Origin of the sequence: Paraburkholderia sp. USG1, assembly GCF_031570135.1 — a bacterium.
GTDB classification, from domain to species: domain Bacteria; phylum Pseudomonadota; class Gammaproteobacteria; order Burkholderiales; family Burkholderiaceae; genus Paraburkholderia; species Paraburkholderia dioscoreae.
Genome location: NZ_JAMWXW010000027.1, coordinates 1 through 24603 on the forward strand (window position 1 = coordinate 1; position 24603 = coordinate 24603).

Sequence of the window (24603 nt, forward strand, 5' to 3'; positions counted from 1 at the left end):
ACAGCTCGATTCTGGTCGGCATCCAGGTGCCGGAGAGCGAGAACGCGGCGTTCGAACAGTTTCTCGCCACGCTCGGTTATCCGAACTGGGAAGAGACGCGGAATCCGGTGTATCGCCTGTTTCTCGCTTGATTAACCGCACTTAGGACTGAAACGCGCAGATGGCTCTTTCGCTTGTCGACAAATTGGTGGTGGCAATCTCGTCGCGCGCGCTGTTCGACTTCGAGGAAGAGAACAGCGTGTACGAGGAAGGCAACCTGCAAGCCTATGAAGCGCTGCAGCGCGACCGCCTCGCCGTACCCGCCAAACCGGGCGTGGCATTCCCGCTAATCCGCAAGCTGCTGGCATTGAACGCGGGCGGCCACCGCGTCGAAGTGGTGATTCTCTCGCGCAGCGATCCGATCAGCGGACTGCGCGCGTTCCATTCGTGCCGCGAATATGGGCTTGCCATCGAACGCGGCGTGTTCACGCGTGGGCGCGCGCCGTTCGGCTACCTGAAGCCGCTGAACGCGTCGCTGTTTCTATCGGCGAATCAGCAGGACGTGCGCGACGCGCTCGCCGCCGGATTTCCCGCCGCGCGCGTATTGCCGGAATCGGCGAAAATGGCGAGCAAGTATCCGGACGAGATCCGCATTGCCTTCGACGGCGACGCCGTACTGTTTTCCGACGAGGCCGAGCGCGTGTTCCAGAAAGACGGTTTGCGCGCCTTTGTCGGCCACGAGATTCACAACAAGGATCTGCCGCTCGCGGACGGCCCTCTGAAGCCGTTGCTCGAAGCACTGCACCGGCTGCAAAAACTCGCGGACGAAGCCGCGCCCATGCATATTCGTACGGCATTGGTGACGGCGCGCTCGGCGCCCGCGCACGAGCGCGCGATCCGTACCCTGATGGCGTGGAACATCGAAATCGACGAAGCGATGTTCCTCGGCGGCCTCGACAAGAGCGCATTTCTGCGCGAGTTCGAGCCGGACTTTTTCTTCGACGACCAAATTGGCCACTGCGAATCGGCCCGCGTCGTGACGGCGACGGGGCATGTGATGAGTGGCATCGTGAACGCATCATGACACCCGAACAATCCCCGCTGGGTAAGGCCTCCACTTACACCGAACAATACGACGCGTCGCTGCTGTTTCCGATCGCGCGAAAAAATGCGCGCGAGGCGATCGGCATCGGCGCGCAGTTGCCGTTCTTCGGCACGGACATCTGGAATGCTTATGAGCTGTCCTGGCTGAACGCGCGCGGCAAGCCGCAAATCGCGGTGGCGACTTTCTTCGTGCCGGCGGATTCGCCGAATATCGTCGAGTCGAAGTCGTTCAAGCTGTATCTCGGTTCGTTCGCGCAGACCGCATTCGAGTCGATGGACGCGGTGCGCGACACGATCAGGCGCGACGTGTCCGCGTCGTGCGGCGCGACGGTTTCCGTTCATCTGGCGGCGCCGTACGAGTTTGGCAAATTGCGAATGGAAGAATTCGAAGGCTTGTCGCTGGACCGGCTGGATCTGGATACCGATATCTATCAGCCGGACGCGTCTTTGCTGAAAGCGGCGCTGCATGAAGCGCCGGTCGAAGAAACGGTGTTCTCCAACTTGCTGAAATCGAATTGCCCGGTAACGGGGCAGCCCGATTGGGGCAGCGTGCAGATTCACTACGTGGGCCCGCAGATCGATCACGCGGGCTTGCTGCGCTACATCATCTCGTACCGGAATCACACAGGGTTTCACGAGCAGTGTGTCGAACGGATTTTCGTCGACGTGCTGAAGGCCTGCAAGCCGGTGAAGCTTGCGGTGTATGCGCGCTACACGCGTCGCGGCGGGTTGGACATCAATCCGTTCCGCACGAACTACAACTTGCCGATGCCGGACAATATGCGGCTGGCTCGACAGTAAGAAGCAGCAGGCTGTTCGCCGCGGATGCCGGTGCAAATCCGCGGCGAACAGCGAAAACCAGTTAAATCTTCAGGGTCACGCCGTGGGCTTTTTATAAGCCACGCAATCCACTTCGACCCGGCAATCGATCACCATCGAAGAAACCACGCAGGCGCGCGCCGGCGGGTTCTCGCCGAAGTACTCGCGGAACACCTTGTTGAACGACGCGAAGTCGCGCGGATCGTCCAGCCACACGCCGCAGCGGACCACATGCTCCGCGCCATAGCCGGCTTCCTTCAGAATCGCGAACACGTTCTGAATCGCCTTGTGCGATTGCTCGACGATGCCGCCATTGATCACTTCGCCGTTTTCCATCGGCGTCTGGCCGGACACGAACAGCCAGCCGTCCGCTTCGACCGCACGTGCAAACGGCATATGCTGACCGCCCGTTCCCTTCCCGCCTTCAACACCATATCGCTTCATCACTCCACTCCTTAAATGGTCCGACGCGCGTTCGGCAGAATCGCCCCGCGCGCCGCAATCAATCGATCAAAAATTCAGAACGCGCCGTGCGCGTCACCCTTCGACGCCGCCCCACGCGCCACGAAGCGACCGGCGCGCTCGCCCGTCACTTCGCCATCGCGGTACGACAGCACGCCGTTCACCCACACCGCGTCGATACCGTCGGCGGCCTGCTGCGGCTTTTCGAACGTCGCCGCATCGCGCACTTTGGCCGGGTCGAACAACACCAGATCAGCGTAATAGCCGATATGCACCTCGCCGCGCTGCGCCAGCCCAAAGCGCCGCGCCGACAGGCTGGTCATCTTGCGCACCGCCTCTTCGAGCGGCAGCAAACCCGCGTCGCGCGCATAGTGGCCGAGCACGCGCGGGAATGCGCCCCACAAGCGCGGATGCGGCAGCGGATCATTCGGCAAACCATCCGAGCCGACCATGGTCGCGGGATGCGAAAGGATGCGCCGCACGTCGTCTTCGGACATGTTGTGATACACCGCGCCCGCCGGTTGCAGGCGCTTGCCCGCTTCCTGCTGCGTGACGCCCCACTGCGCGGCAATCTCCTTCACGAGCTTGCCCGCCATCTCCGGATGCGGCTCCGACCACGTAATCGTGATGTCGATATCACCCGTCACCTGTTTCAGATCGAGCGTCGACGAACTGCGGTCGTACGGATAGCAATCGCAACCGATCGGCTGCAAACGGCTCGCGCTTTCCAGCGACTTCAGCACTTCGACGCTGCGGCCCCAGTTCGACGGCCCCGCGCACTTCAGATGCGAGATCACCACCGGCACGTGCGCGTGACGGCCCACGCGATACGCTTCATCCATTGCGTCGAGAATCGCATCGAATTCGGTGCGCATATGCGTGGTGTACAGCGCGCCGGCGGCGGCGAGCGGTTCGGCCAGCGCCATCACTTCTTCAGTTGGCGCGGCGAACGCCGAGCCGTAGGCAAGCCCCGAACTCAGACCCAGCGCGCCGTTGGCCAACGCTTCTTCAAGTTGAGCGCGCATGCCTTCGATTTCCTGCCCGGTCGCCGCGCGATCGAGCCGGTCCATCTGGTTGCTGCGCAACGCCGTATGTCCGATCAGCGCGCCGACGTTCACCGCCGGCCGCGCCGCATTGACCGCTGCGACATACGCGGCGAAGGTCGGATACTGGAACGCGTCGCGCTCGCCGAGCAGGTTCATCGGATCGGGCGGTTCGCCCTTGAGCGCAACCGGCGATGCGCTGATGCCGCAATTGCCGACGATCACCGTCGTCACGCCTTGCGTGATCTTCGGCAGCATTTGCGGCGAGCGGATCACGTGCGTGTCGTCGTGCGTATGAACGTCGATGAAGCCCGGCGCCAGCGCGCGGCCTTCGGCCTCGATCACCTCTTCGGCCAGCCAGTTCGACAGATTGCCGATCGCGACGATGCGGCCGTCACGAACCGCGACATCGCGCTCGACTGGCGGCTCGCCCGTGCCGTCATACAGTTGCGCGCCGACGATCAGCGTATCGGCGGCTTCGGGATGCGAATGCATGGATCAGTCTCCTAACGGTTGTCGATCGCCGCCGCCGCGGTGCGTGTCGAGCGCATGCTTCATGCGGCGCAACAGTTCGCGGCTCTCGTCGCCCTGACTGACGGCAAGTTCGGTGACGAGCACATCGAGCGCCATCATCATCGCGTAGCGCGACGACGACGGCTTGTAAATGAAATCGGTTTCAAACGCGACGATCGGGATCACCCAATCGGCAAGCCTGGCGAGCGGTGAAGCCGGCGCGGTCAGCGCGATCACGGTCGCGCCGTAGCTGCGCGCGATCTTGCAGTTCTCGACCATCTCGGGCACACGCCCGGTGGTGGACAGCGCGATCACCACGCAGTCACGCGATACGGTGCTGGCCACCATGCGTTGCAGCAAGCCGTCCTGATAGGTCGCGACAGGCCGGCCGAGGCGCACGAGCCTGAAGCGCATCTCGTCGGCGAGCGCGGTGGAACCGCCGCCCATGCCGAACACGTAGATCATGCGCGCGGCGCGCAAGACGGCCGCCGCTTCGCCGAGCGGCGCCTGGCGCAGCAATTGATGGTTGTGCGCCAGCGTGGTCTGCAATTCGTCGAACACCCGGGTCGCGATCGACTCGGGCGCGTCGCTCGGGCCTGGCTGCAGGAAGCGCTGACCGACCGCCGCGGCCTGCGCCAGCCGCAGCTTGAGCTCGCGCACGTCGCGGCAACCTACCGCCTTGGCAAAGCGCGTCACGGTCGCAACGCTCACCTCGGCTTGCTGCGCGAGCGCGCCGATGCTGGCGCGCGAGGCGCCGGTCAGATCGTCGAGAATCAGCGCGGCGACCTTGCGTTCGGCCGAGCGTAGCTCGGGCGCGCATTCGGCAATGCGCGCGACGATATCGAAAGCCAGCGGTTCGGCGGTTGAATTCATTGCAGACTGTGGATGTGGCGCGAAGGCTGAACAAAGGCTAACAACGCGCCTTCGGCAAACCGTGGTACTAAATAACATTTCTTCATCCATCGTACTTTCTGTAACATGGTAAAGTCAACTTTGATTCAATTTAACTGGACGATGGAGCAAGGAGACATGAAAGTTACAAACTATCAGGGCGCGACGATTGATCCTTATAGCAAGGGCTTGGGCATGGTTCCGGGCACCAGCATCCAGCTCACGGATGCCGCGCGCCTGGAGTGGAACCTGCTGAACGAAGACGTGAGCCTGCCGGCCGCCGTGCTGTACGCAGACCGGGTGGAACACAACCTGAAGTGGATGCAGGCATTCGTGGCGGAATACGGCGTCAAACTCGCGCCGCACGGCAAGACTACGATGGCGCCACAGCTGTTTCGCCGCCAGCTCGAAACCGGCGCGTGGGGCATCACGCTCGCCACCGCGCATCAGGTGCGCGCGGCTTATCACGGCGGCGTCTCGCGCGTGCTGATGGCCAATCAGCTGGTCGGCCGCCGCAACATGATGATGGTCGCCGAGTTGCTGAGCGATCCGGAATTCGAATTCTTCTGTCTCGTCGATTCGGTCGAAGGCGTCGAGCAGTTGGGCGAGTTTTTCAAGTCGGTGAACAAGCAGTTGCAGGTGCTGCTCGAACTCGGCGTGCCGGGCGGCCGCACGGGTGTGCGCGACGCCGCGCAACGCAATGCCGTGCTAGAGGAGATTGCACGCTATCCGGATACGCTGAAGCTCGCCGGCGTCGAGTTGTATGAAGGCGTGCTCAAGGAAGAGCACGAGGTGCGCGAGTTCCTGCAAAGCGCGGTCGCGGTTACGCGCGAACTCGTCGAGCAAGGGCGCTTTGCGCGTACACCGGCCGTGCTGTCAGGCGCGGGGTCGGCCTGGTACGACGTGGTTGCGGAGGAATTCGTGAAGGGCTCGGAGACCGGCAAGGTCGAGGTCGTGCTGCGTCCAGGCTGCTATCTGACACACGACGTCGGTATCTATCGCAAGGCGCAGACGGACATCTTCGCGCGCAATCCGGTCGCGAAGAAAATGGGCGAAGGGCTGCTTCCCGCGCTGCAATTGTGGGCGTATGTGCAGTCGATTCCCGAACCGGATCGCGCGATCATCGGTCTGGGCAAGCGCGATTCCGCGTTTGATGCGGGCATGCCGGAGCCGGCACGCCACTATCGTCCGGGTAACGAAGCACCGCGCGATATCGCGGCGAGCGAAGGCTGGGAGATTTTCGGCTTGATGGATCAGCATGCATATCTGCGGATTCCCGCGGGCGCTGATCTGAAAGTGGGCGACATGATCGCGTTCGACATCTCGCATCCGTGTCTGACGTTCGACAAGTGGCGTCAGGTGTTGGTGGTCGATCCGGCGTATCGGGTCACGGAAGTGATCGAAACGTTTTTCTGATTGTTCTTGCGAAGGGTACGCTCTGAGGGAGCGGGGCGCGCCTTTCGTGGCATTTTGTGGCATTTCGTGGCGTCACGCGCGGAGCGAATGATCGCGCAGCGGTCCCAAAGAACCGCCCGTGTTCATCTGCATCCAGCAGCAAGTCAAGGCTGGCGCGGTGCTTCGGCCGCCATCGCCCCGGGTAGCGGCGGAATATCAGCGGAGCCTGCTCCGGCGGCGCCAGCCATCGCCGCCACTTCGCCAATTCTCACCTCAAGCAACGTCAACGCCTCCGACAGCGCGCCCAACGCCTCGTCCGGCAACCCTGCCATCGTGTCGTGCAGAAACGCATTGCGACGCGGCAAACTGGCCTCGGTCGCCGACTGCCCCGCTTCGGTCAGCCGCACGTTGGTCACGCGGTTGTCGCGCGTGTCCATGCTGCGAGCGATCCAGCCCATACCTTCCAGCGTTTTCAGTTGCCGCGTCAGCGCGCCCGGGTCGACACGCAAGCGCTCCACCAGCCGCTTCTGCGACGACTCGCCGCCCTGCTCGTGCAACGCGAGCAGAATGCGCCAGCGCGGCAGCGGGTGGCCGACGTGCGCCTCGAAGGCCGACATGAACGTCCGATAAGTGCGGCCGAATTGCTGCATGACGGCGACGCGATCCTGTTCTTCCATGATCTGTCAGTAAAACGATAAGTCCAAGAATCAGTCCGCGTGAATCACGGGTTCGAGCTTGCGCTGGAGCTTGATCGGCGGCACACGGCGGCTTTGCCAGACCGATACTACGGCGATGATCGCCGCCATAGCGAGTCCCAGATGAATCGCCGACACGAGCGCTTCGCGCGCGCTTTCGAGCAGCATCGCGCCGTTATGGCCCGCGTGCGCCAACTGGCCAAGCAAGGTGGTCTGCGCGTCGCGATTGATGAGGATTTGCGGGTCGCCGAGATCCGCGAACCAGTGCGACGCGTGATCGTTTTCGAGCGCGCTGCGCACGCCGCTCGCGTACATGTGGCTGACCAGCGTGCCGGTCAGCGCCGTGCCGAGCATGCCGCCGATCATCCGCAGCGACTGCAGCAACGCCGTCGCAATGCCGAGGTGCTCGCGGCCGGCCGTTTGCTGCGCGAAGATCGTCAGGTTCGGCATGACGAAACCGAGTCCCAATCCGCCGACGACCATGAACGACATCAACAGCCATTGCGGCATGGCGCGCGTCGCGACGACCACGCCCAGACACGCCAGCGCGAGCAGCGTAAAGCCCACGTACAGCATCAGATTCGGATTGCGCACGCGCGAGACGATGCGCCCATTGGCGATACTGCCGATCGTAATGAATACGACCAGCGGCGTGATGACGAGCCCCGCCTCTTTCGGCGACATGCCGAAGCCGCCCTGGAACAGCAGCGGCGCGTAGAACAGCAGCGAGAACATCGTGAAGCCGCCCAGCACGGCCAGCGTGAAGAGCGCGGCGAGACTGCGATTGCGGAACATGTCGACCGGCAGGATCGCCGTCGGACAGCGCTTTTCCCACTGCCACAGCGCGTAAGCCGACGCGGCGCTCAACGCGAGCAGCGCAGCCACGCTCAAGGTCACGCCATGCTTGGGCAGCAACTCGACGAACAATTGCAGCGAGCCGAGTGCCACGGCGATCAGCACGGCGCCGGGCCAGTCGAGCCGCATCTTGCCTTCGTGTTCGACATGGCGCAGATGCGGCAGAAAGCGCCAGACAAAAAACAGCGACAGCAGACCGACCGGCAGATTCACATAGAAAACCGAGCGCCAGCCGTAGTACTGCGTGAGGAAACCGCCGAGCGACGGCCCCACCGCGTTCGCGATACCGAACGCCGAACTCATCAACACCTGCCAGCGCAAACGCACGACCGAGTCGGGAAACAGATCGGGAATGCACGCGAACGCCGTGCCGACCAGCATGCCACCGCCAATGCCCTGCAGGCCGCGCGCGAGCACGAGGAACAGCATGTTGTTGGCCGCGCCGCACAGCACCGAGGCGCCCGTGAACACGATAATCGATGCGATCACGAACGGCTTGCGCCCGTAATAATCGCCAAGCCGGCCGAAAATCGGCACGGTAATCACCGAGGTCAGCAAATATGACGTGGCGACCCACGCGTACAGCTCGAAACCCTTGAGTTCGGCGACGATGGTGGGCAACGCGGTGCCGACCACGGTCTGGTCGAGCGCGACCAGCATCGTGACGAAGGAGATGCCGAGCATCGCCAGCAGCGATTCACGGAAAGGTAAAACTTGCCCACTCGAGTGATGGGCCGCGGTATGGACAGCCATTTTTGATAGCGCAACTGTTGACTCGTCAAACGATCGGGAATCATACCACGGCGAGACGCTCTAATCGGCACATACCGCTGTGGTACGCCGTCGCGGCAACAACTGAAGAACACACATCACATGACGCCAGGGAGGCACATGGAGCCGAGTTCGCTCGCAGCACAATCGTTATCGGACGACGACCTGAAGGCGCTGCGGCGCGCGAAACATGAACTGGAGAGCCCCGCGCTGGCGATGAAACTGGCCAGCATCGTCGGCGCGCCGCTGGAAAAGCTGCTTTCGCGCATGCCGGCGTTCGCCAACGAAAAAGTCGCGGACGCGACCGAGCTGGCATTGCGCAAATGCCTGGCGATCGCGCTGCGCACGCTGGGGCGAAGGGACAGCGCGCTTCCGCTCGTGGCGCCCGAGAGGCCGAGCAACCTGCTGCACAAGTTCGCCGTGGCGACCACCGGCGCGGCCGGCGGCGCATTCGGACTGTTCGCGCTGCCCGTCGAACTGCCGGTCACGACCACGCTGATGTTCCGCTCGATCTGCGACATCGCGCGCAGCGAGGGTGAGGATCTGAGCTCGATCGACACGCAACTGCAATGTCTGACGGTGCTCGGCATGGGCAGCACGTCGAGCGCCGACGACGACGCCGACTTCGGCTACTTCATCATGCGCGGCGCGCTGGCGCAGGCGGTGTCGAAAGCGTCGTCCGAGATCGCCACCAAAGGTTTCACCACACACGGCTCCGCGGCCTTGCTGCGCCTCGTCAACACGATCGCGGCGCGCTTTTCGGTGCAGGTGAGCGAGCAGATCGCCGCCAAGTCGATTCCGGCGATCGGCGCAGTGCTCGGCGCGATGGTCAATACCGTTTTCATCGACCACTTCCAGCAGGTCGCGCACGCGCACTTCACCGTGCGGCGGTTGGAGCGGCAATACGGCCAGCAAACGGTCGAGGCCGCGTATCAGACCATCGACATCGCGCTCGACGGCTGAGCCGCGCGGCTCGTCGCACGCCGCACGAAGCCGGCGGCACGGCCGAGCGCGCGGTTTCCTTCCGGGATGAACGGCGCGAAGATCGGCCAGACGTGCGGCATTTTCTTCCACACTTCCAGTTCGCAGTCGACGCCTGCCGCGCGCGCGTTGTCGGCCACGCGCTGCGAGTCGTCGAGCAACACCTCCGTGCTGCCGGCCATGATGAAGAGCGGCGGCAAGCCGTGAAGGTCGGCATAAACGGGCGAGGCGTAGGGATGCGTGGCCGGCGTGTCACCTAGATAGATTTTTCCCGCCAGCGCGATCGCGGGGCCGCTGAACATCGGATCGAAACCGTCGTTGGTGCGGATGCTGGCGCCGGTCGCGGCCAGATCGGTCCACGGCGAGAACAGCAGGCCGCCGGCCGGCAAGGGGTCGCCGGCGTCGCGCAGTGCGACGAGCGTGGCAAGCGCAAGGCCGCCGCCAGCCGAATCGCCCGCTATCACGATCGACTCCGGCGCGATCCCTCCGCCGATCAACCGACGATAGGCCGCGGTCGTATCGTTCAACGCAGCCGGGAAGCGGTGCTCGGGCGCGAGGCGGTAATCGAGCGAAAAGATTGCCGCGTTGGCGCGCGTCGCCAGACCGAACACGAGCGAGCGATGCGTGCGAGGTGAACAGAAGTAGTAGCCGCCGCCGTGGCAGTACAACACGGTCGGACCGGTGCCCGCGACTGGCGCGCCGTCCGCGCGCTCGATCCATTCGCCGCGTAACGGCGCATCGTCAGGGCCATACAGCTCACGCAGATGCCAGCCGCGAGGTACGCGCGGCGACCAGACGCGTTTGGAGGTCAACGCGCGCGCTCTTTCTACATTAATGCCCGGCTTGAGGGTCTCGGGTCGAAACTGCCTACGCAGATACCAGCACGCGAGTGCGCTTTGCCAGCTCATCAGGACACGCTCCTTCGAATGTGTCCTGTCATGTTACGTGCGTTCGCGGCAGCGCCGGTGGACGTCGGCTTCTAATCTCAAAAAGATCTCAAAAAGGTTGGCGCCGCCCCGGTAAGACTTTCCGCGCTAGTTCGCCGGCAAAACCTGCCCACGAATTTCACCCATCGGGTTCTGTGCGGTATGCACGTTGAAGTACCACTGCCCCGCCATCAGATCCGTCACCTGCTGCTCGGTGAGCGCCGCCGATCCTTTGATCGGGCTGGCAAGCGCCCCCTTGTCGATCGGCACCTGAACCTTCGCGTTCTGGCCTACCGGCGCCGGCCCGTGGAAATGCGCGGCGGTTGCCGGGCCGCTCAAGCCTTCATAGGTGACCGTCCATTGCAGGGATTTGGTCGATGTATCGAAAGTGGCGTTCAGCATGCCGTGTCCGTGGCTCACGCGTGGAGGTACTTCGCTCGACGGTTCGAGATCCGCCTTCAAGGCCACCGTATCCGCGAAAGCGACGCCCGATGCCAATGTCCACAGCACCACCGCGAGATTCATTTTTCGAAGCGCAATCATGGTCTTCTCCGGACTTGATGCCCCACCGTACCGACACTTCGGTCGCGCGGAGCCACCACATACTAGTTCAAATCCGTTGAGCCTGTTTGTAGCGGGGTGAGCAGGGACCATGCATGGCCAGCGCGGACGCTCCGCGCTTCGGCCCGTGGAACCACTTGCGGTGCGGTTGCGCTACCTTCGGGCAATGAAACGCGGCGACTTCGTAGTTGTCCATAGTGACTCTGGAGGCTGCCGACGAGCAGAAAACGTTCACGATATCGCTCGGAAAGTGCCGCAGCGGGAAGTCGCTACTGACGAGTGCCCATGAAAACGTGACACCGACGTGATACGTCGGAGGCGTTTTAAGCGATTTTCTCAAACAGTTAATTGTGGATTTCGTAATGAATCAATCGCACTATCCCGGTTATGCTTCCGACTGCGAGAAGTGACTCCTTCATCGAAGGATGTCTCCAAATCTTTAACGCGGCTTCGGCCGCGTTTTTTTCGTTTGAACCTCTCGTTCGCGTCCACATTGGACCGCTCCGCTGCGAAGCGGTCATATTTATGCGGAATAGATGCGGCTCGTCTTTCGAACAGTCGACGAACGGCGAACCGTTATACGAGCAATGCGGCCTGCTGTTCGATTCCGTCCAGCATGGCGTTGCACTTGTTGATTAAAACTATCCCGTCATTGCGCACACGTTCCGGCGGCTTGACATTGATTTCGCGACGGTAATCTTCAAGCGCCATGAGCAGCGGCGGATATTGCAGGACGCTCGCCGCCCCCGCCACGCGATGAAGCCACTCGCGCACGCGCTCCAGTTCCGTGCGCTCGGAGCCGACGCGCTCGAGCAACGGCGACAAGGACTGCACGTCTTCGCGCACCGACGACACAAACGAGTCGAGCAACGCCTTGACGGTCGATTCACTACCCCACAGTTGAGTCATGTGCCCCAGGTCGACCGGGACGAACGGGTCGGCGCCACCTTGAACATCCGGTGTGGCAAGCACCGGCGCTCCGGCGACCTCCGAAGGCGCGGCGTGCCCCGCGCTGTCGGAGCCGAACCAACGGCTCAGATAGTCGCGCAGCGTGGCCAGCCGGGTTGGTTTCACGAGGCTGTCGTCCATGCCGGCGTCGCGACACAGATTCAGGTCTTCGGGTGCGGTATTAGCCGTGATACCCAGAATGGGTAACCGATGCGCGCCCCCCTCTTCACCTTCACGGATACGCCGCGTGAGTTCATAGCCCGACACGTTCGGCATGTGACAGTCCGTGATCAGACAACCGTAGCTCGTGCGCTGCAATGCAGCCAGCGCTTCCGCTCCGTCGTTCGTCACGTCGCAGGCGAAACCCAGCAACGCGAGCTGGTGCCGGATCAACTCCTGATTGACCGGATGATCTTCCGCCACAAGGATCAGCCGGCCACTCGCGATTGCCCGCTCGCGGTCCGGCGGCGGAGCGCCGCCCTCGGGCGCACGTGGCGTGGCCGCCGAACGCGGCACCGAAGGCAGCCCTGTCATCGCGGCGGCGCACGCGGCACCGAGGCCGCGCCATGAAATGGGGTTGATGCTGACGCGCACGTTGTCGTCGAGAATGCGGTAGCCCGTCGGCTTCGGCTTCTCGGTCAGGCAGATAACGCGTGTGCGCGGGCGCACGCCCGCAGGTAACGTCACGTCCTCGTTCACGAACAGCAAATCCAGATCCGCCAACGCGACGCGATCGCGCAGTTCGGGCGCGTCGGGCGACACGCGGCGCAACGTGAGTCCAAGCGCCTCGCCGAAGTGCATCAGAGCCTGAGCAATGCGTGCGTCGCCGGTTGCCACGAGCCCGCGCTTGCCACGCAAACCGTTGACAGAATAACGCTGAGTCTCGACAGCCATGCTCAGTTGCACGATCATGCGCGTGCCGCGGCCCGGTTCGCTGTGCAACGCCAGCGAACCGCCCATGAGGTCGATCAGTTTGCGGCAGATCGTCAAGCCAAGGCCCGTACCGCCGAACCGGCGCGTGGTGGACGACTCCGCCTGCACGAACGGCTCGAACAGCCTGTTCTGCACCTCCGGCGCGATACCGATGCCGGTGTCCTCGACAGTCATTTCGAGCGTCTGGACGTCATCGGCCTCTGCGAACACCGACACGCGCACGTCGACCTCGCCTTGCGGCGTAAACTTGATGGCATTGCCAAGCAGATTGAAGAGAATCTGCCGCAACCGGACGCTATCGCCCCGCAGGGCGGCTGCAACATCCGGCGCAATATCCACGCGCACTTTCAGACCCTTCTCGTGGGCCCGGCCAGCCAGCAGGCCAACAGCGTTGTCCACCAGCTCACGTATGTCGATGGATTCGGCCTCGATCGTCAACCGACCCGCTTCGATTTTCGAATAGTCGAGCAAGTCGTCGAGGATCTGCAGCAAAGCGCCCGCCGATTCGTGGATCATGCCGAGCATTTCACCCTGGTCCGTGTTGAGCGGCGTGCGCTCCAGCACCTCCACGAGACCGAGCACTCCGTTCATCGGCGTGCGGATTTCATGGCTCATCATCGCGAAGAAGTCGTCTTTGGCACGCGCTGCGGCCTCAGCGAGGTCGCGGGCTCGCGCAAGCTCGTCGGAGCGGGCGTGCTCAACGCTGGCGTCCACCCAGTAGCCGCTCCAAACGACGCTGCCATCCGGTTCCCGACGCGGCACCAGTTCCGCGCGCGCCCACTTGATCTCCTGGTCGCCTTCGAAACGGAACTCCATGTTCACCGGTGTCTCGCAAAGAGCCGAGCGTTCGAGCTCCGCCAGCACGAACGCCCTGTCTTCCTCGCACACGCGCTGGAAATCGACGTGGTCGCTGCTGCTCAACGAGCCGTCTTTCCCGCCGAGCAGATGGCGCGTATCACCGCCGATATACGGAAACGAATACGCGCCGTCCGAAGTGCGGCGCAGTTGAAACACCACCGCCGGCAGCGAGCGCGTCACGTCGAAGAGGCGCCGTTCGGTTTCGCGCGCGCGCATCTCGGCGCGCCGGATATCCGTGATATCGACCACTGTGCCGAGCACGCACACCGGTTGACCGTCGCTGCCGCGGCAGACACTGGCCCAGAAAAGGCCATGCCGCACGTTGCCCGCACCGCGCTCGAACTGCAACTCCAGTTGCGCGGTCTCCCGGCCGTTCAGCATCTCGCGAGTCATGTCGGTCAGGATCCGGCTGTTGGCCTCGCCCCATGTCTGAACGTCCATGGTGTTTCGTCCGATCACCGCCTCGCGACTCATTCCGCAGGCTTGCTCATAGGCCTCGTTGACGGCGATATAGCGGCCGTCGAGGTCCATGGCGACAAGCGGATACGGCACCATCTTCATCATGGTTTCCTGGAAATTCAGTTGCAATTCGAGTTCGAGTTCGGTTTTCTTGCGCAGTCTGACTTCCCGTTGCAGCAGCAGATAGGCACGCAGGGTGATCAGCAGCGCGACGCCGATACCGATAAGCAAAGGCAGCAGACGCACCGCGGTAACGCTCCATATGCCGGACTCCGGCGCACTGCCGGTGACCCACTTCTGCCGGATGCGCTGCTTTTCCGCGGGCGGCATGGCCAGCAACGCGCGGTCGATCAGCCCGGCAAGCGGCATCAGGTCCGCGCGCACGGCAAAGTCGAGCGCGTCGGATTCGCCAACCGTGCCGAGGATTTTCAGGACGCCGTCGTACCGTTGCTTGAGCAGAACGTCGATAGCGGCCACGTTGCCCACCAGAACGTCCGCCTCGCCGGCCGCGACCATCTCGAACGCGTCATCGAGACTGGGCGCGACAACAATGTGGTCTGCCGGAATTCGTTCGAACGCGAGCGGAATCGAACCGGCGACGTGCGAAGAAACGACGACGCGGCGTGACGCGAAATCGCTCAGCGATCTGGCCGCCGGCTCGTCCTCACGCCCGACGATCACCAGCGGATAGCTTTCGTAGGCGACGGTATGCCGCGCCCCCTTGAGTCGTGGATCGTGAATCGATGCCGTGGCGAGAATGGCCAGTTCGCCGCGCTGAAATGCTTCGATAGCGGCGGGCCAGTCGGCCGTGCGGGCGCGGTTGAATACGACGCCGAGTGTGCGGCTCAGATACGCCAGATAGTCGGCGGCAATGCCGGCAGGCCGACCGGAGCTGTCGACGTAGCTGAACGGCGACCAGCCGTTGTCGAAACCGATCTGCAACGGCGGCAATGAACGCAGCCAGGCCTGCTCTTGCGGCGTCAGCACGAGACGCGGCGCGGTGGGCACGGGCTTCGCGTCGAAGTTGCCGGATAGCCAGCGCACACGAATCGCCGCGTCGTCGGCCGGGTTCATCGACGCGAGCGCCTCGTCGAGCTGGTCCCGCAATGCGGCGTGACCGCGTGGCACCGCAAAGCGCAGGTTGGCGGCCCGGCTGCTCTCTTCGAAGGCGACGTGCAGGCCGCGAAACTCCTCGGTGGCCAACGCGTATTGCACAGCCGGGGTGAAGCCGAGATAGACGTCGGCGTCGCCTCGGACCACGGCGGAGAGTGCCGCGTGCGTCGTGGCGAACGCGCTGATCTGTGCATGCGGAAAACGCTCGCGTACCACGCGCTCGAGCGCAAAGCCCTTTTCTACCGCAATGCGAGCTCCGGCGACCAGAGCGGGACTCGCGTAACTGTCGCCGTCCCGGCGAACTACGGCCGACGACGAAGAGCGGAAATACGGTGCGGTAAAACTCAGGCACCGCTCACGCTCCGGTGTGCGCGCAACGCTCGTCAACAGATCGACGTTTCCGGCGCATGCGGCGGCGAGCAATTGCGACACGTCTGGAAACGCCCTGGCTTCGATGACGACATTCGGCCCGACGAGTGCGCGCAAATAGTCGACACTCATACCGGTGAGACGGCCGTCTTGCAGTGCGTCGAGCGGCATCCAGCCGCCGGCGAGAATGCCGACAGTCAGTTTCGCGGGAAAAGCCGCAACAGCCTGGCTGTTCGAACGATTGTCGAAAAGTTGGACTGCCGTTGCCGTCTGGGCGGCGGCAAACAGGAACCATGCGAGCAGACAGAGCCGCACGCGTTCAAGCGCGCGCCTCATCGCAACGCCCGGCGGCAAATTGACGGAAGACATGACAATGACACCCGGCAACACTCAGACAACTTCGCCTCGCCCGTCTGCGAGCGCGGCGGTATTGTGGTCGGGCTTATCGTGCAGAAACGAAAACAGAGCGCCGGCAGCAACGCCACCCGATAGAGGCGCAGCCCAGAACAGCCAGAGTTGATCCAGCGCCCAATCTCCGACGAACAGCGCCTGGGCGGTGGAGCGGGCGGGATTGACGGAGCCGTTGGTGACCGGGATCGACACCAGATAGACGAGCGCCATGCAGGCGCCGACTACCAGCGGCGCAATCGGCTCCATGTCGGGCCGACGGGAAATCCTGAGGATCGCCATTACAAAGCAGAAGGACAGCACGAACTCGATTGCCAGCGCCGAATGCAGTTGATAGTCAGCCGGAGAATGGTCGCCGAAGCCATTCGCCGCGAACTCGGTCGCGTGCAGGTCAAAACCGGGACGGCCGCCCGCCACATATAGGAGTAGCGCTGCGGCAACGATCGCGCCCAGAATCTGCGAGGCAATGTAGGGGAGCAGATCCCTGACCGGAAAACGTTGCGCGACGGTAAAGCCCACAGTGACGGCGGGATTGAAGTGACCGCCGGACAGACTGCCGCCGCAGTAGCTGGCCGTGGCGAGTGCAAGGCCGAACGCCAACGCCGCTTCCAGCACGCCGCCCGCCTGCGGGATCACACCGACGTTCAACACAATGCTCCCGCAACCGATGAAGACCAGCCACGCCGTGCCCGCACTCTCGACCAACAACCGTTTACCTAACGCGACCATCCCGCCTCCTGTTTCTGTCTACGGGGCAGACGGCATTGCATGGCTGCCATAAGACATCTGCCTGAATTCTCTCGGCTCGGGCATTGCTCAGTGCGACGAAATGTCTGCGTTCGTCACAGGAGCATGGAATAAAGCCGCAGTGAACTCAGAACTATGAGACGGCAACGTCTCGCAACCAATCGGAAGACTCTTAAATTCGCCGCTCTCCGAAACCTTTTTTTTCGGCGGCGCGATGCAATACGCTCACGTGTTTTCAGGTCAGTCCGATCTGCCGTGCATAGTCGATCAGGTCAGCTTCCGTTTCGAGCCCGAGCTTGCGCATCGCGCTACGTTTCTGTGTGCTGATGGTCTTGCCGCTGCGCTGCAAACGCGCCGCGATCTGGTGAACGGCGAGACCTTGCACATAAAGCTGGAAGATCTCCCACTCGCGCGCGCTCAACATGCCGGCGCGAAGCTGCGGCGGCGCGTCCGCCGTCTCGATCGCGGCACGCGCGTACTCCGACAAATAGACGCGGCCGCTAAAGGCTGCCTCGATCGCGTCGATCAACGCGGTGACGGTCTCGCGTTTATCGACGATGCCGCCCACGCCGATATGCAAGAGACCGGAGAGCATGTGCGCATGACAGATCATGGTGAGGACCACGACGCAAGGGTGCGGCCGGCCCCGCAACAGGCGACGCAGAAACGGCACCGCGTTACTGCCGCCGTGAATGCCCGGCATGTTGATATCCGAAATGACCACGTCGCACGCACAGGCGTCGAGCAATTCAGCGAGGCCGTGGGTGTCGGCCGCCTCGCCGATGAATTCGATGTGCGGCACGGATTGCAGCATTTGCTTGACGCCGACACGAACGCAGTCGTGATCGTCCGCCACGATGACGCGAATCTTTTGTCTCATTTTTGTTGTCTTATCGATTGGCATGCCCTGCACGAGATGTGCGTCCCCAGGCGGTGCCAATGCATCTTATATTCGTCGCGCCACGGCGCGACACGCCGCCGGCTCATCACCGGTTCTGCACGCGCTCCTCTGGAACCACACCGTACTCGACGGCGAAGCGGAACAGCTCCGCGTCGCTGTGCAGGGCAAGCTTGCGCATTGCGGTGCATTTCTGCGCGCTGATGGTTTTGACACTGCGCCCCAGGCGCGCGGCGATCTCGGTCACCCCGTACCCTGATGCATACTGGGTGAACACCTCGAGTTCGCGGCGCGACAGCATCTGCCGGACAAAATCGAGCCGCTGGGTCACCGTTGCGTCAGCGATCAATGCACGCACTGCCGGCCCGACATAGCACTCGCGTGCCAGCGCCGTGACAACGGCTACGTGAATCAGATCGATCCGGTCGCGCTTGCTCACCAGGGCGTCGGCGCCGAGCGAAATCACCTTCTGAAGTTCGGCCGCCACGGTTTCCATGGTCAGCACGACGAGCGCAATGCCGGGGTAGCGCATCTTGAACTGCCTGACGACTTCCAGTCCGCTGCCGTCGGAACCGCCCGGCATGTAGAGATCCATGAGCACCAGATCGCATGAACTGCGGTCGACTTCCGTGAAGAGTTCGGTGGCGTCGGCTGCGCGGCCGACAATCTGCATATTCGGATAACCGCCCATCAGATTTTCGATCGCCAGTAACACCAGGGGATGATCGTCCGCGATGATGGCTCGGACGGGCGTGCTTACCTCTGCGGTGTCGCGCATCTTCTATTTTTCCTCCATACCTTGATTGCTGCCGCCCTTTTCAGTGAAACCAGCTCTTGTGCCGATCATTAAACATTTTTCAGAAAATGGACATAAGATCGGTCCGAAACAACCTCATTCCATTCAAAAAGTAAATTGCTTAGATATACGATTCAAAACTAAGAATTCCATATGCACGAACGTAAGAGAAAAGACCGGGGTCGTTGGTGACACCGAGTCGGGCCATTGCTTCGCGTTTTTTCCGGCTGACCGTGCGACGATGGCAGCCGAGCGCCGCTGCGATTTCAGCAATCGACTGGCCGTCTACAAGCAACCTGACGACTTCGGCATGAATGCCCGATAAACGCGGCGCTGACGGTCGTTCGCACGCGCGGTCCTGCGGGCGCGCCAGCGCTTCGATGATGGAACGTCCGAGGTAGGCTTCCCCGTGCCGGGCCGCGGCGATCGCCTGCCAAAGCTCGTCCATCGATTCAGCCTTGCCGAGCATGCTCACGGCGCCGTCCGACACAATGGCGCGAAGAATCGCGGCGTTGGTCTGCGTCGTCATCACCACGATGCGCAACTGCGGCCAGTCGCAGCGGATTCGCCGGACAAGATCAAGGCCGTCCTCGATCGCGCCCGTGTGCTCCGGCATGGCGAGGTCGGTGACGAGTACATCGCAGGGCGTGTTCTGCAAGCGTTCGAGCAGCGAATCGGGACTCGTCGCCTCATCGACAATGGTGACGCCGGCATGCATTTTTAGCGTCGCGCGAATGCCAAGCAGAACGAATGGATGATCGTCCGCCAGGATAATTCGAAGTTTCACCGGGATTTTCTCTCGTTTGTTGTAGGATTATTTTCAAATGCGCGGAAAAAATCTGACACCCTTTACGCATTCTTCGACGGCCCCTTGACGAGGCGTGGCGTGCCAAGGCGGCCATAAAACCATCACCACAACTTCACGAAAATCGGAACGTTCCGAATCCGGTAGAAAACCAATTGCCCATTGCGGATTTATCAAGGAACCAGCGAATAAATACGCAAAATGGATATTTTTTTGTTTTTCAAACGACCCATTTCCGTCCTAAGTTCGACGGCTCAGCACTCATCGCCGAAGTTCGATGCAGCGCCCCTCGCGTGAGAAAAGCGCGCCGCACGCCATATCGCCAGGCGGCGCCGTGATTTCATCGGGTTGCATCGCCAATGCGCGCCGCGCTCAGCTTGCGTTCACGCGCTGCACGCGGAAACACCGGTAACGCGATCAATGCGCACACGCTGGCCACGGCCCACACCATCGGCCACGAACCTGCGGTCAACAGCGGCGGAATCGCCAGCGGCGTCACGAACAGCGTGAGAAAGACACAGGTGTTGCCGATCGCCAGCGCCGTACCCGCGCGGTTCGTCCCCGCCAGCGTGGCGAGTTCCGTAAAGGCGACGCCGTGCCATGCCGACGCGCTCACGCCGCCCAGCACGACCGTCAGCGCAAACACCGCGGTCAGTGCCGCGCGATGCATGCTGGCGAGACCCGTTAGCAGCGCGAGCGAGGCGAACAGCACCGCCGTCAGCAAGCTACAGGCGCGCATGTAAGCGCGCCGGTTGCCGCGGCGGTCGGTCCAACCGCCGCTCCACACCCGCGCAATCGCGGCGCCTGCTTGCACCGCAGCCATCGTCACGCTGATCGCCAGCACCCCGGCGCGGCTGAAGTCGTGAAGAAACACCGTTCCAAACGTCACCACCGCAAGTTGCGGCACGCACAACGCTCCGGCGCCGAGCGCCACACGCCAGATGCCGATGTCACGCAACGGCGAGACCCTCGTACGCCCGCCGCTCGCCGCTGCCGTGTCGTGGATTTCACGCGCGCCGTCCGCGTCCGTATGAGAAGGTTCGTGCAGCCAGCGCCACGCGAATGCCGCGGTCATCGCGCATGCGAGCGCGAGCACGGCATAAGCGCTCGCGAAACCGAAGTGCGACGCGAGCACCGGCAGCAGCAACGCACCGAGACCGCCGCCCGCAGGCACTGCGGTCTGCCGGATACTCATGGCGAGCCCACGCTCACCTTCGCGAAACCAGGCCATCACCGCGCGGCCGCTCGAACCGTTGACGCTGCCGCCGAGCAATCCAACCAGCAACAGGCCGAGCGCGAGCGTGGTCACGCCCGGCACATGCGTAGCGGACGGCACGACGAACAGCGCCAGCCCGGCCAGCGCGGCGGCGGTCGAAAGCAGTCCGAGCAGCAGCACGCGCCGATCGCCCCAGCGGTCGGTCAGCAGTCCCCACGGCAATTCGCTGACCGCGATGCCGAGGCCGAGCATGCCGAGCACGAGACCCAACCCGTCGTTGCCCAGGTGATAGCCCGAGCGCAGGAAAACCGCCGTAGTCGGAATTCCCGAAAATGCCGCCGAAAAGCTCGCGTTAGCAGCGAAACCGACTCCGAGCACTTTCCACCGATGCCTTGCCGTACGCCCGCCGGATAACCCTACGGCCGCCATTGATTCGTTTCCCATCTCACCCTCCGCAAAGAATCTGGAGGTATCCTACGGCTGGGCCTTCTATCGGAAAAGCCGGAAATCCAGATGACGTCCATCGGATATACCGAATCATGAGCCAACGCGGATTCGATCTGACGCAGTTGCGGACCTTCGTCGCGGTCGCCGAATCGGGCAGCGTCTCGGCGGGCGCGGAGCGCGTGTTCCTGTCGCAGTCTTCCGTCAGCGAGCAGTTGAAGAAACTCGAGGAGCGCGCTGGCCAGCCGCTCTTCATACGCAGCAAGCAGGGCGTCAGCGCCACACCCGCCGGCACCCGCCTGCTCGACCATGCACGGCGCATCATCGCGATGAGCGAAGCCGCGTTCGAAGACCTGCAAGGCCGCTCGCTCGACGGCGAGTTGCGCATCGCCATTACGGACTACTACCGTCCGCACGACATCGCGCGCATTCTCAAAACGTTCTCGGAACAGCACCCGCGCCTGAAGCTGCACGTCACCGTGTTGCCGAGCGCGGTGATCGACAGCAGTGCGGGCGACGATGCGTCGTTCGACATCGGTCTCTCGCTGCGCCTCGTCACGCACAACACACGCGCCGCCGGCCGGCGCACCGGTGCGCCGGGTACTGTGGTACGGCGCGAAAAACTGCTGTGGGTCAGTGCAGCCGATTTAGCTCCGCGGCCCGCTACGCCTTATCCGCTTGTGTTGCTGCCGTCGAGCTGCCAGTTGCAGCGTTTCGTCGTGAAGTTGCTGGACGAGCACAAAGTGCCGTATGTGGTGTCGCATTCAGCTTCCGGCGTCGCCGGCTTGCAACTCGCGCTGAAAGCCGGGCTCGGCATTTCCTGTCTGAACGACTCGTCGATCGGCGGCGGTGTCGTGGCCTGTCCAGCAAGCGAGGGTTTGCCCACGTTACCCGCCGTGGAGTTTCATCTGTTGCCTGGACGGATCGGCGAAAGCGAACGTGTGAGCAATGCTCGCACGGCTTTGATGCGGCTCTTCAGTTGACGGCGATCGACCGCGCGGACGACAAGGCCCACGCAGTTTCGCCGAGGCCCGTGATCCATCATCAAACAATCACATTCGCAAGATACCGCCGGCGGGCAAGACGATCTGCAATGAAACGTTGAAAGCCCTCCGGCCGACGCCTATCATAAACATGAGTTAGGTCAAGCAAGCTTTGGTTTGTTGTTGACGCGCCGAATGAATTCCTGCAACCTCACACACGCTGCTCAACGTTTCAAGCGTTAATCCCGCAGCCCGAAAGCCGCCACCACTGGTGCATTCAGGCAGATCATCGTTCTAGAAAGCAATCGCATCGCCGCAGCAAATCAACACTCGCCATTCAAGAATAAGTCCGTTTTCGATTTGCTCTTTTTGCAGTTGTTATACGAGAAAAAAACTGGCGGAGTTGCCACGCGCCGCACGCGGATTCAGGAGCAAATCCACGAGCGAATGCGCGAGAAATAATCGAAAAGAAAGAACGTTCCCAATAGAGGCCTGGCGTGCATCGTAGAACTATCGGATCGTCGGTTCTGTTAGTGTTTTACGTCCTGTGGAGCGGCGTGGCGCTTGCCGCCACCGACGCGTCCAGTGCCATGCCTTCGGCAATGGACGAACGCGTGCGTGCCTGCACCTCATGTCACGGCGTGCAGGGCCAAGGCCTGAACAACGACTACTTTCCACGCATTGCCGGCAAACCGGCCGAGTATCTGTTCAATCAGTTGACCGCGTTCCGCGACGGCGGCCGTACCTATCCGCCGATGGGCTATCTGCTCGCCTTCCTGCCCGACGACTATCTGCGCAAGATCAGCCAGTATTTCGCCGATCTGCAACCGCCTTACCCCAACGCCGATCAAAGCAACGTCGCGCCTGCGGTGCTCGCCGCCGGGCAGCGCCTCGTCACGCAAGGCGACCCGGCCCGCAAGATACCGGCGTGCATTGCGTGCCACGGCGCGCGCATGACCGGCACGCAGCCGGGCATCCCCGGCCTGCTGGGTCTGCACGCGAGCTATATCGCCGGGCAGATGGGCACCTGGCGCTCGGGCACGCGGCACGCGCTCGCGCCGGACTGCATGCATTCGATCGCGGTCAAGCTCTCCGACAAGGACATCACCGCCGTATCGAGCTGGCTCGCGCGTCAGCCGCGTCCGGCTGATCCTCGGCCCGCGCCGGCCTCCGGAGAGCGGCTGCCTCTCGCATGCGGGAGCCAACCGCAATGAAGCCGACACTTCGCTCTCCGGGTTCTTTGCGCGCGCTGCGCAACACTTTGCTCAACACCTGGCTCGCCACGACGAAGAGCCGACGCACGCGAGCACCGTTCGTGTCCGGCCTGCTGATAGCCGGCGTGATCGTGGCCGGCAGCGCCGCGCTTCTGCGCGCATCGCATACACCGTTGATCGCCGAAGCACGCGCCGCCGACACCGCAGCATCCGCGCCGGGCGCCAGCGCCGACACGCGCTCCGACATCGTCAAACGCGGCGAGTATCTGGCGCGCGCCGGCGACTGCGTTGCCTGCCATACGGCGCCGCGCGGCAAACTGTTCGCGGGCGGCCTCGCCATGGAAACGCCGTTCGGCACGCTGTATTCACCGAACATCACCCCGGACGCGCAGTACGGCATCGGCACCTGGAGTCAGGACGCATTCTTCAAGATGATGCGCACCGGCCGCACGCCGGACGGCACGCTCATCTATCCGGCCATGCCGATCGCTCAGTACACCAAGGTCACGCGCCAGGACTCGGACGCGATCTTCGCCTATCTGCAAACCGTCGCGCCGGTGCGCGAGCCGAACCGCAAGCACACGCTGCGTTTCCCGTTCAATCAGCGCAACCTGCTGTACGGCTGGCGCACGCTGTATTTCCGCGAAGGCGAATTCCAGCCCGATCCGACCAAATCGGTCGAATGGAACCGTGGTGCGTATCTGGTCGAAGGGCTCGGTCACTGCACGATGTGCCACACCAAGATCAACATGCTCGGCGGTTCGTCGCAAAGCGAACAGTTTGCCGGCGGCCTGATCCCTGTGCAGAACTGGTACGCGCCGTCGCTGACTTCGGACAAGGACGGCGGCCTCGGCGACTGGAGCATCAAGGACATCGTCGATCTGCTGCAAGCGGGCATTTCCGATCGCGGCGCCGTGTACGGCCCAATGGCCGAAGTCACGTACCACAGCCTTCAGTACATGACGGAAGAGGACGTCAAATCGATGGCCGTTTATCTGAAGACCTTGCCGGACAAGAGCGGCCGTAAGTCGGGGCCGTCGGCGCCGACCAACACCAACGTGTTCGCGCTGGGCGAAAAAATCTACGCCGACAAATGCGCGCTCTGCCACGGCGCAAAGGGCGAAGGAAAGTTGCAGCACTACCCGCCGCTCGCCGGCAATCAGTCAATCGAAATGGACTCCTCGGTCAACCCGATTCGCATCGTGCTGAACGGCGGGTTTCCGCCGGGCACGATGCGCAATCCGGAACCGTACGGCATGCCGCCCTTCGGCCAGGAACTGAACGACACCGACGCCGCCGCCGTGGTCACCTATATCCGCACCGCGTGGGGCAATCACGGCCAGCCCGTGACGCCCCGCGAGGTCAACGAGTTGCGCAACGCACCGCTGCATTGAGCCGCCGCACTGGAGAACCTTTA

The 24603-nt window shown here is 62.9% G+C and carries 20 protein-coding genes; 7 read left to right on the forward strand and 13 right to left on the reverse strand.

Annotation, left to right across the window (positions count from 1 at the left end; genetic code table 11):
- Positions 1-160 precede the first annotated feature (160 nt).
- Together NE850_RS28935 and queF are read left to right on the forward strand one after the other, a co-directional pair.
- Positions 161-1063 carry a 5'-nucleotidase gene (locus NE850_RS28935; RefSeq protein WP_007179352.1) on the forward strand — a complete coding sequence of 301 codons (903 nt, stop codon included), beginning with the start codon at positions 161-163 and terminating at the stop codon, positions 1061-1063.
- The gene (queF, locus tag NE850_RS28940; RefSeq protein WP_007179353.1) at positions 1060-1884 is read left to right on the forward strand and encodes an NADPH-dependent 7-cyano-7-deazaguanine reductase QueF; all 825 of its coding nucleotides are present in this window, start codon (positions 1060-1062) and stop codon (positions 1882-1884) included. Before NE850_RS28935 ends, queF begins: the two co-directional genes overlap by 4 nt.
- A gap of 75 nt (positions 1885-1959) precedes the next feature.
- On the opposite strand, the gene NE850_RS28945 is transcribed toward queF, so the two are convergent.
- The 3 genes from NE850_RS28945 to NE850_RS28955 all read right to left on the reverse strand — a co-directional run bounded on the left by NE850_RS28945 (position 1960) and on the right by NE850_RS28955 (position 4793).
- A complete protein-coding gene (locus tag NE850_RS28945; protein ID WP_007179354.1) occupies positions 1960-2346 on the reverse strand; it encodes a RidA family protein in 387 nt (128 codons plus the stop codon).
- Between the two features lie 74 nt (positions 2347-2420).
- Positions 2421-3902 (reverse strand): amidohydrolase family protein, encoded by a 1482-nt coding sequence (locus NE850_RS28950; protein WP_007179355.1) that lies wholly within the window; start codon positions 3900-3902, stop codon positions 2421-2423.
- Positions 3903-3905: 3 nt separating this feature from the next.
- Complete coding sequence (locus NE850_RS28955; RefSeq protein WP_007179356.1) at positions 3906-4793, reverse strand: MurR/RpiR family transcriptional regulator; 888 nt, start codon at positions 4791-4793, stop codon at positions 3906-3908.
- Between the two features lie 156 nt (positions 4794-4949).
- Here NE850_RS28955 and NE850_RS28960 point away from each other — a divergent pair, with 156 nt between their 5' ends.
- Positions 4950-6227 carry an amino acid deaminase gene (locus NE850_RS28960; RefSeq protein ID WP_007179357.1) on the forward strand — a complete coding sequence of 426 codons (1278 nt, stop codon included), beginning with the start codon at positions 4950-4952 and terminating at the stop codon, positions 6225-6227.
- A gap of 143 nt (positions 6228-6370) precedes the next feature.
- Here the strand turns inward: NE850_RS28960 and NE850_RS28965 are convergent, their stop codons facing one another.
- Entirely contained in the window at positions 6371-6883 is a 513-nt protein-coding gene (locus NE850_RS28965; RefSeq protein ID WP_007179358.1) for a MarR family winged helix-turn-helix transcriptional regulator, read from the reverse strand.
- A 30-nt stretch (positions 6884-6913) separates the two neighbouring features.
- Positions 6914-8509 (reverse strand): MDR family MFS transporter, encoded by a 1596-nt coding sequence (locus NE850_RS28970; RefSeq protein WP_007179359.1) that lies wholly within the window; start codon positions 8507-8509, stop codon positions 6914-6916.
- 138 nt (positions 8510-8647) lie between these two features.
- Here NE850_RS28970 and NE850_RS28975 point away from each other — a divergent pair, with 138 nt between their 5' ends.
- Positions 8648-9490 carry an EcsC family protein gene (locus NE850_RS28975; protein ID WP_007179360.1) on the forward strand — a complete coding sequence of 281 codons (843 nt, stop codon included), beginning with the start codon at positions 8648-8650 and terminating at the stop codon, positions 9488-9490.
- Here NE850_RS28975 and NE850_RS28980 read toward each other — a convergent pair.
- From NE850_RS28980 to NE850_RS29015, 8 genes are all read right to left on the reverse strand, one after another.
- On the reverse strand, positions 9460-10416 hold the full coding sequence (locus NE850_RS28980; RefSeq protein WP_007179361.1) for an alpha/beta hydrolase: 957 nt from the start codon (positions 10414-10416) through the stop codon (positions 9460-9462). The genes NE850_RS28975 and NE850_RS28980 overlap by 31 nt on opposite strands.
- A gap of 126 nt (positions 10417-10542) precedes the next feature.
- On the reverse strand, positions 10543-10977 hold the full coding sequence (locus NE850_RS28985) for a CHRD domain-containing protein (protein WP_007179362.1): 435 nt from the start codon (positions 10975-10977) through the stop codon (positions 10543-10545).
- 594 nt (positions 10978-11571) lie between these two features.
- Positions 11572-16044, reverse strand: coding sequence for an ATP-binding protein (locus tag NE850_RS28990; RefSeq protein WP_007179363.1), 4473 nt, complete (start codon positions 16042-16044; stop codon positions 11572-11574).
- A gap of 21 nt (positions 16045-16065) precedes the next feature.
- Positions 16066-16812 carry an aquaporin Z gene (aqpZ, locus tag NE850_RS28995; protein ID WP_007179364.1) on the reverse strand — a complete coding sequence of 249 codons (747 nt, stop codon included), beginning with the start codon at positions 16810-16812 and terminating at the stop codon, positions 16066-16068.
- Positions 16813-17065: 253 nt separating this feature from the next.
- Positions 17066-17710, reverse strand: a complete 645-nt coding sequence (locus NE850_RS29000) for a response regulator transcription factor (RefSeq protein ID WP_165184408.1) — start codon at positions 17708-17710, stop codon at positions 17066-17068.
- A 106-nt stretch (positions 17711-17816) separates the two neighbouring features.
- Positions 17817-18506, reverse strand: a complete 690-nt coding sequence (locus NE850_RS29005) for a response regulator transcription factor (RefSeq protein WP_007179366.1) — start codon at positions 18504-18506, stop codon at positions 17817-17819.
- A 139-nt stretch (positions 18507-18645) separates the two neighbouring features.
- Positions 18646-19311: a response regulator transcription factor gene (locus NE850_RS29010; protein WP_007179367.1), complete on the reverse strand. Its 666-nt coding sequence runs from the start codon at positions 19309-19311 to the stop codon at positions 18646-18648.
- A gap of 358 nt (positions 19312-19669) precedes the next feature.
- Positions 19670-20989 (reverse strand): MFS transporter, encoded by a 1320-nt coding sequence (locus NE850_RS29015; RefSeq protein ID WP_165184405.1) that lies wholly within the window; start codon positions 20987-20989, stop codon positions 19670-19672.
- Between the two features lie 95 nt (positions 20990-21084).
- Between NE850_RS29015 and NE850_RS29020 the strand changes: the two genes are divergently transcribed.
- From NE850_RS29020 to NE850_RS29030, 3 genes are all read left to right on the forward strand, one after another.
- Positions 21085-21972, forward strand: a complete 888-nt coding sequence (locus NE850_RS29020) for a LysR family transcriptional regulator (protein ID WP_007179369.1) — start codon at positions 21085-21087, stop codon at positions 21970-21972.
- A 497-nt stretch (positions 21973-22469) separates the two neighbouring features.
- The gene (locus NE850_RS29025; RefSeq protein WP_007179370.1) at positions 22470-23186 is read left to right on the forward strand and encodes a c-type cytochrome; all 717 of its coding nucleotides are present in this window, start codon (positions 22470-22472) and stop codon (positions 23184-23186) included.
- Positions 23183-24580: a cytochrome c gene (locus NE850_RS29030; RefSeq protein ID WP_310699728.1), complete on the forward strand. Its 1398-nt coding sequence runs from the start codon at positions 23183-23185 to the stop codon at positions 24578-24580. Before NE850_RS29025 ends, NE850_RS29030 begins: the two co-directional genes overlap by 4 nt.
- Positions 24581-24603 lie beyond the last annotated feature (23 nt).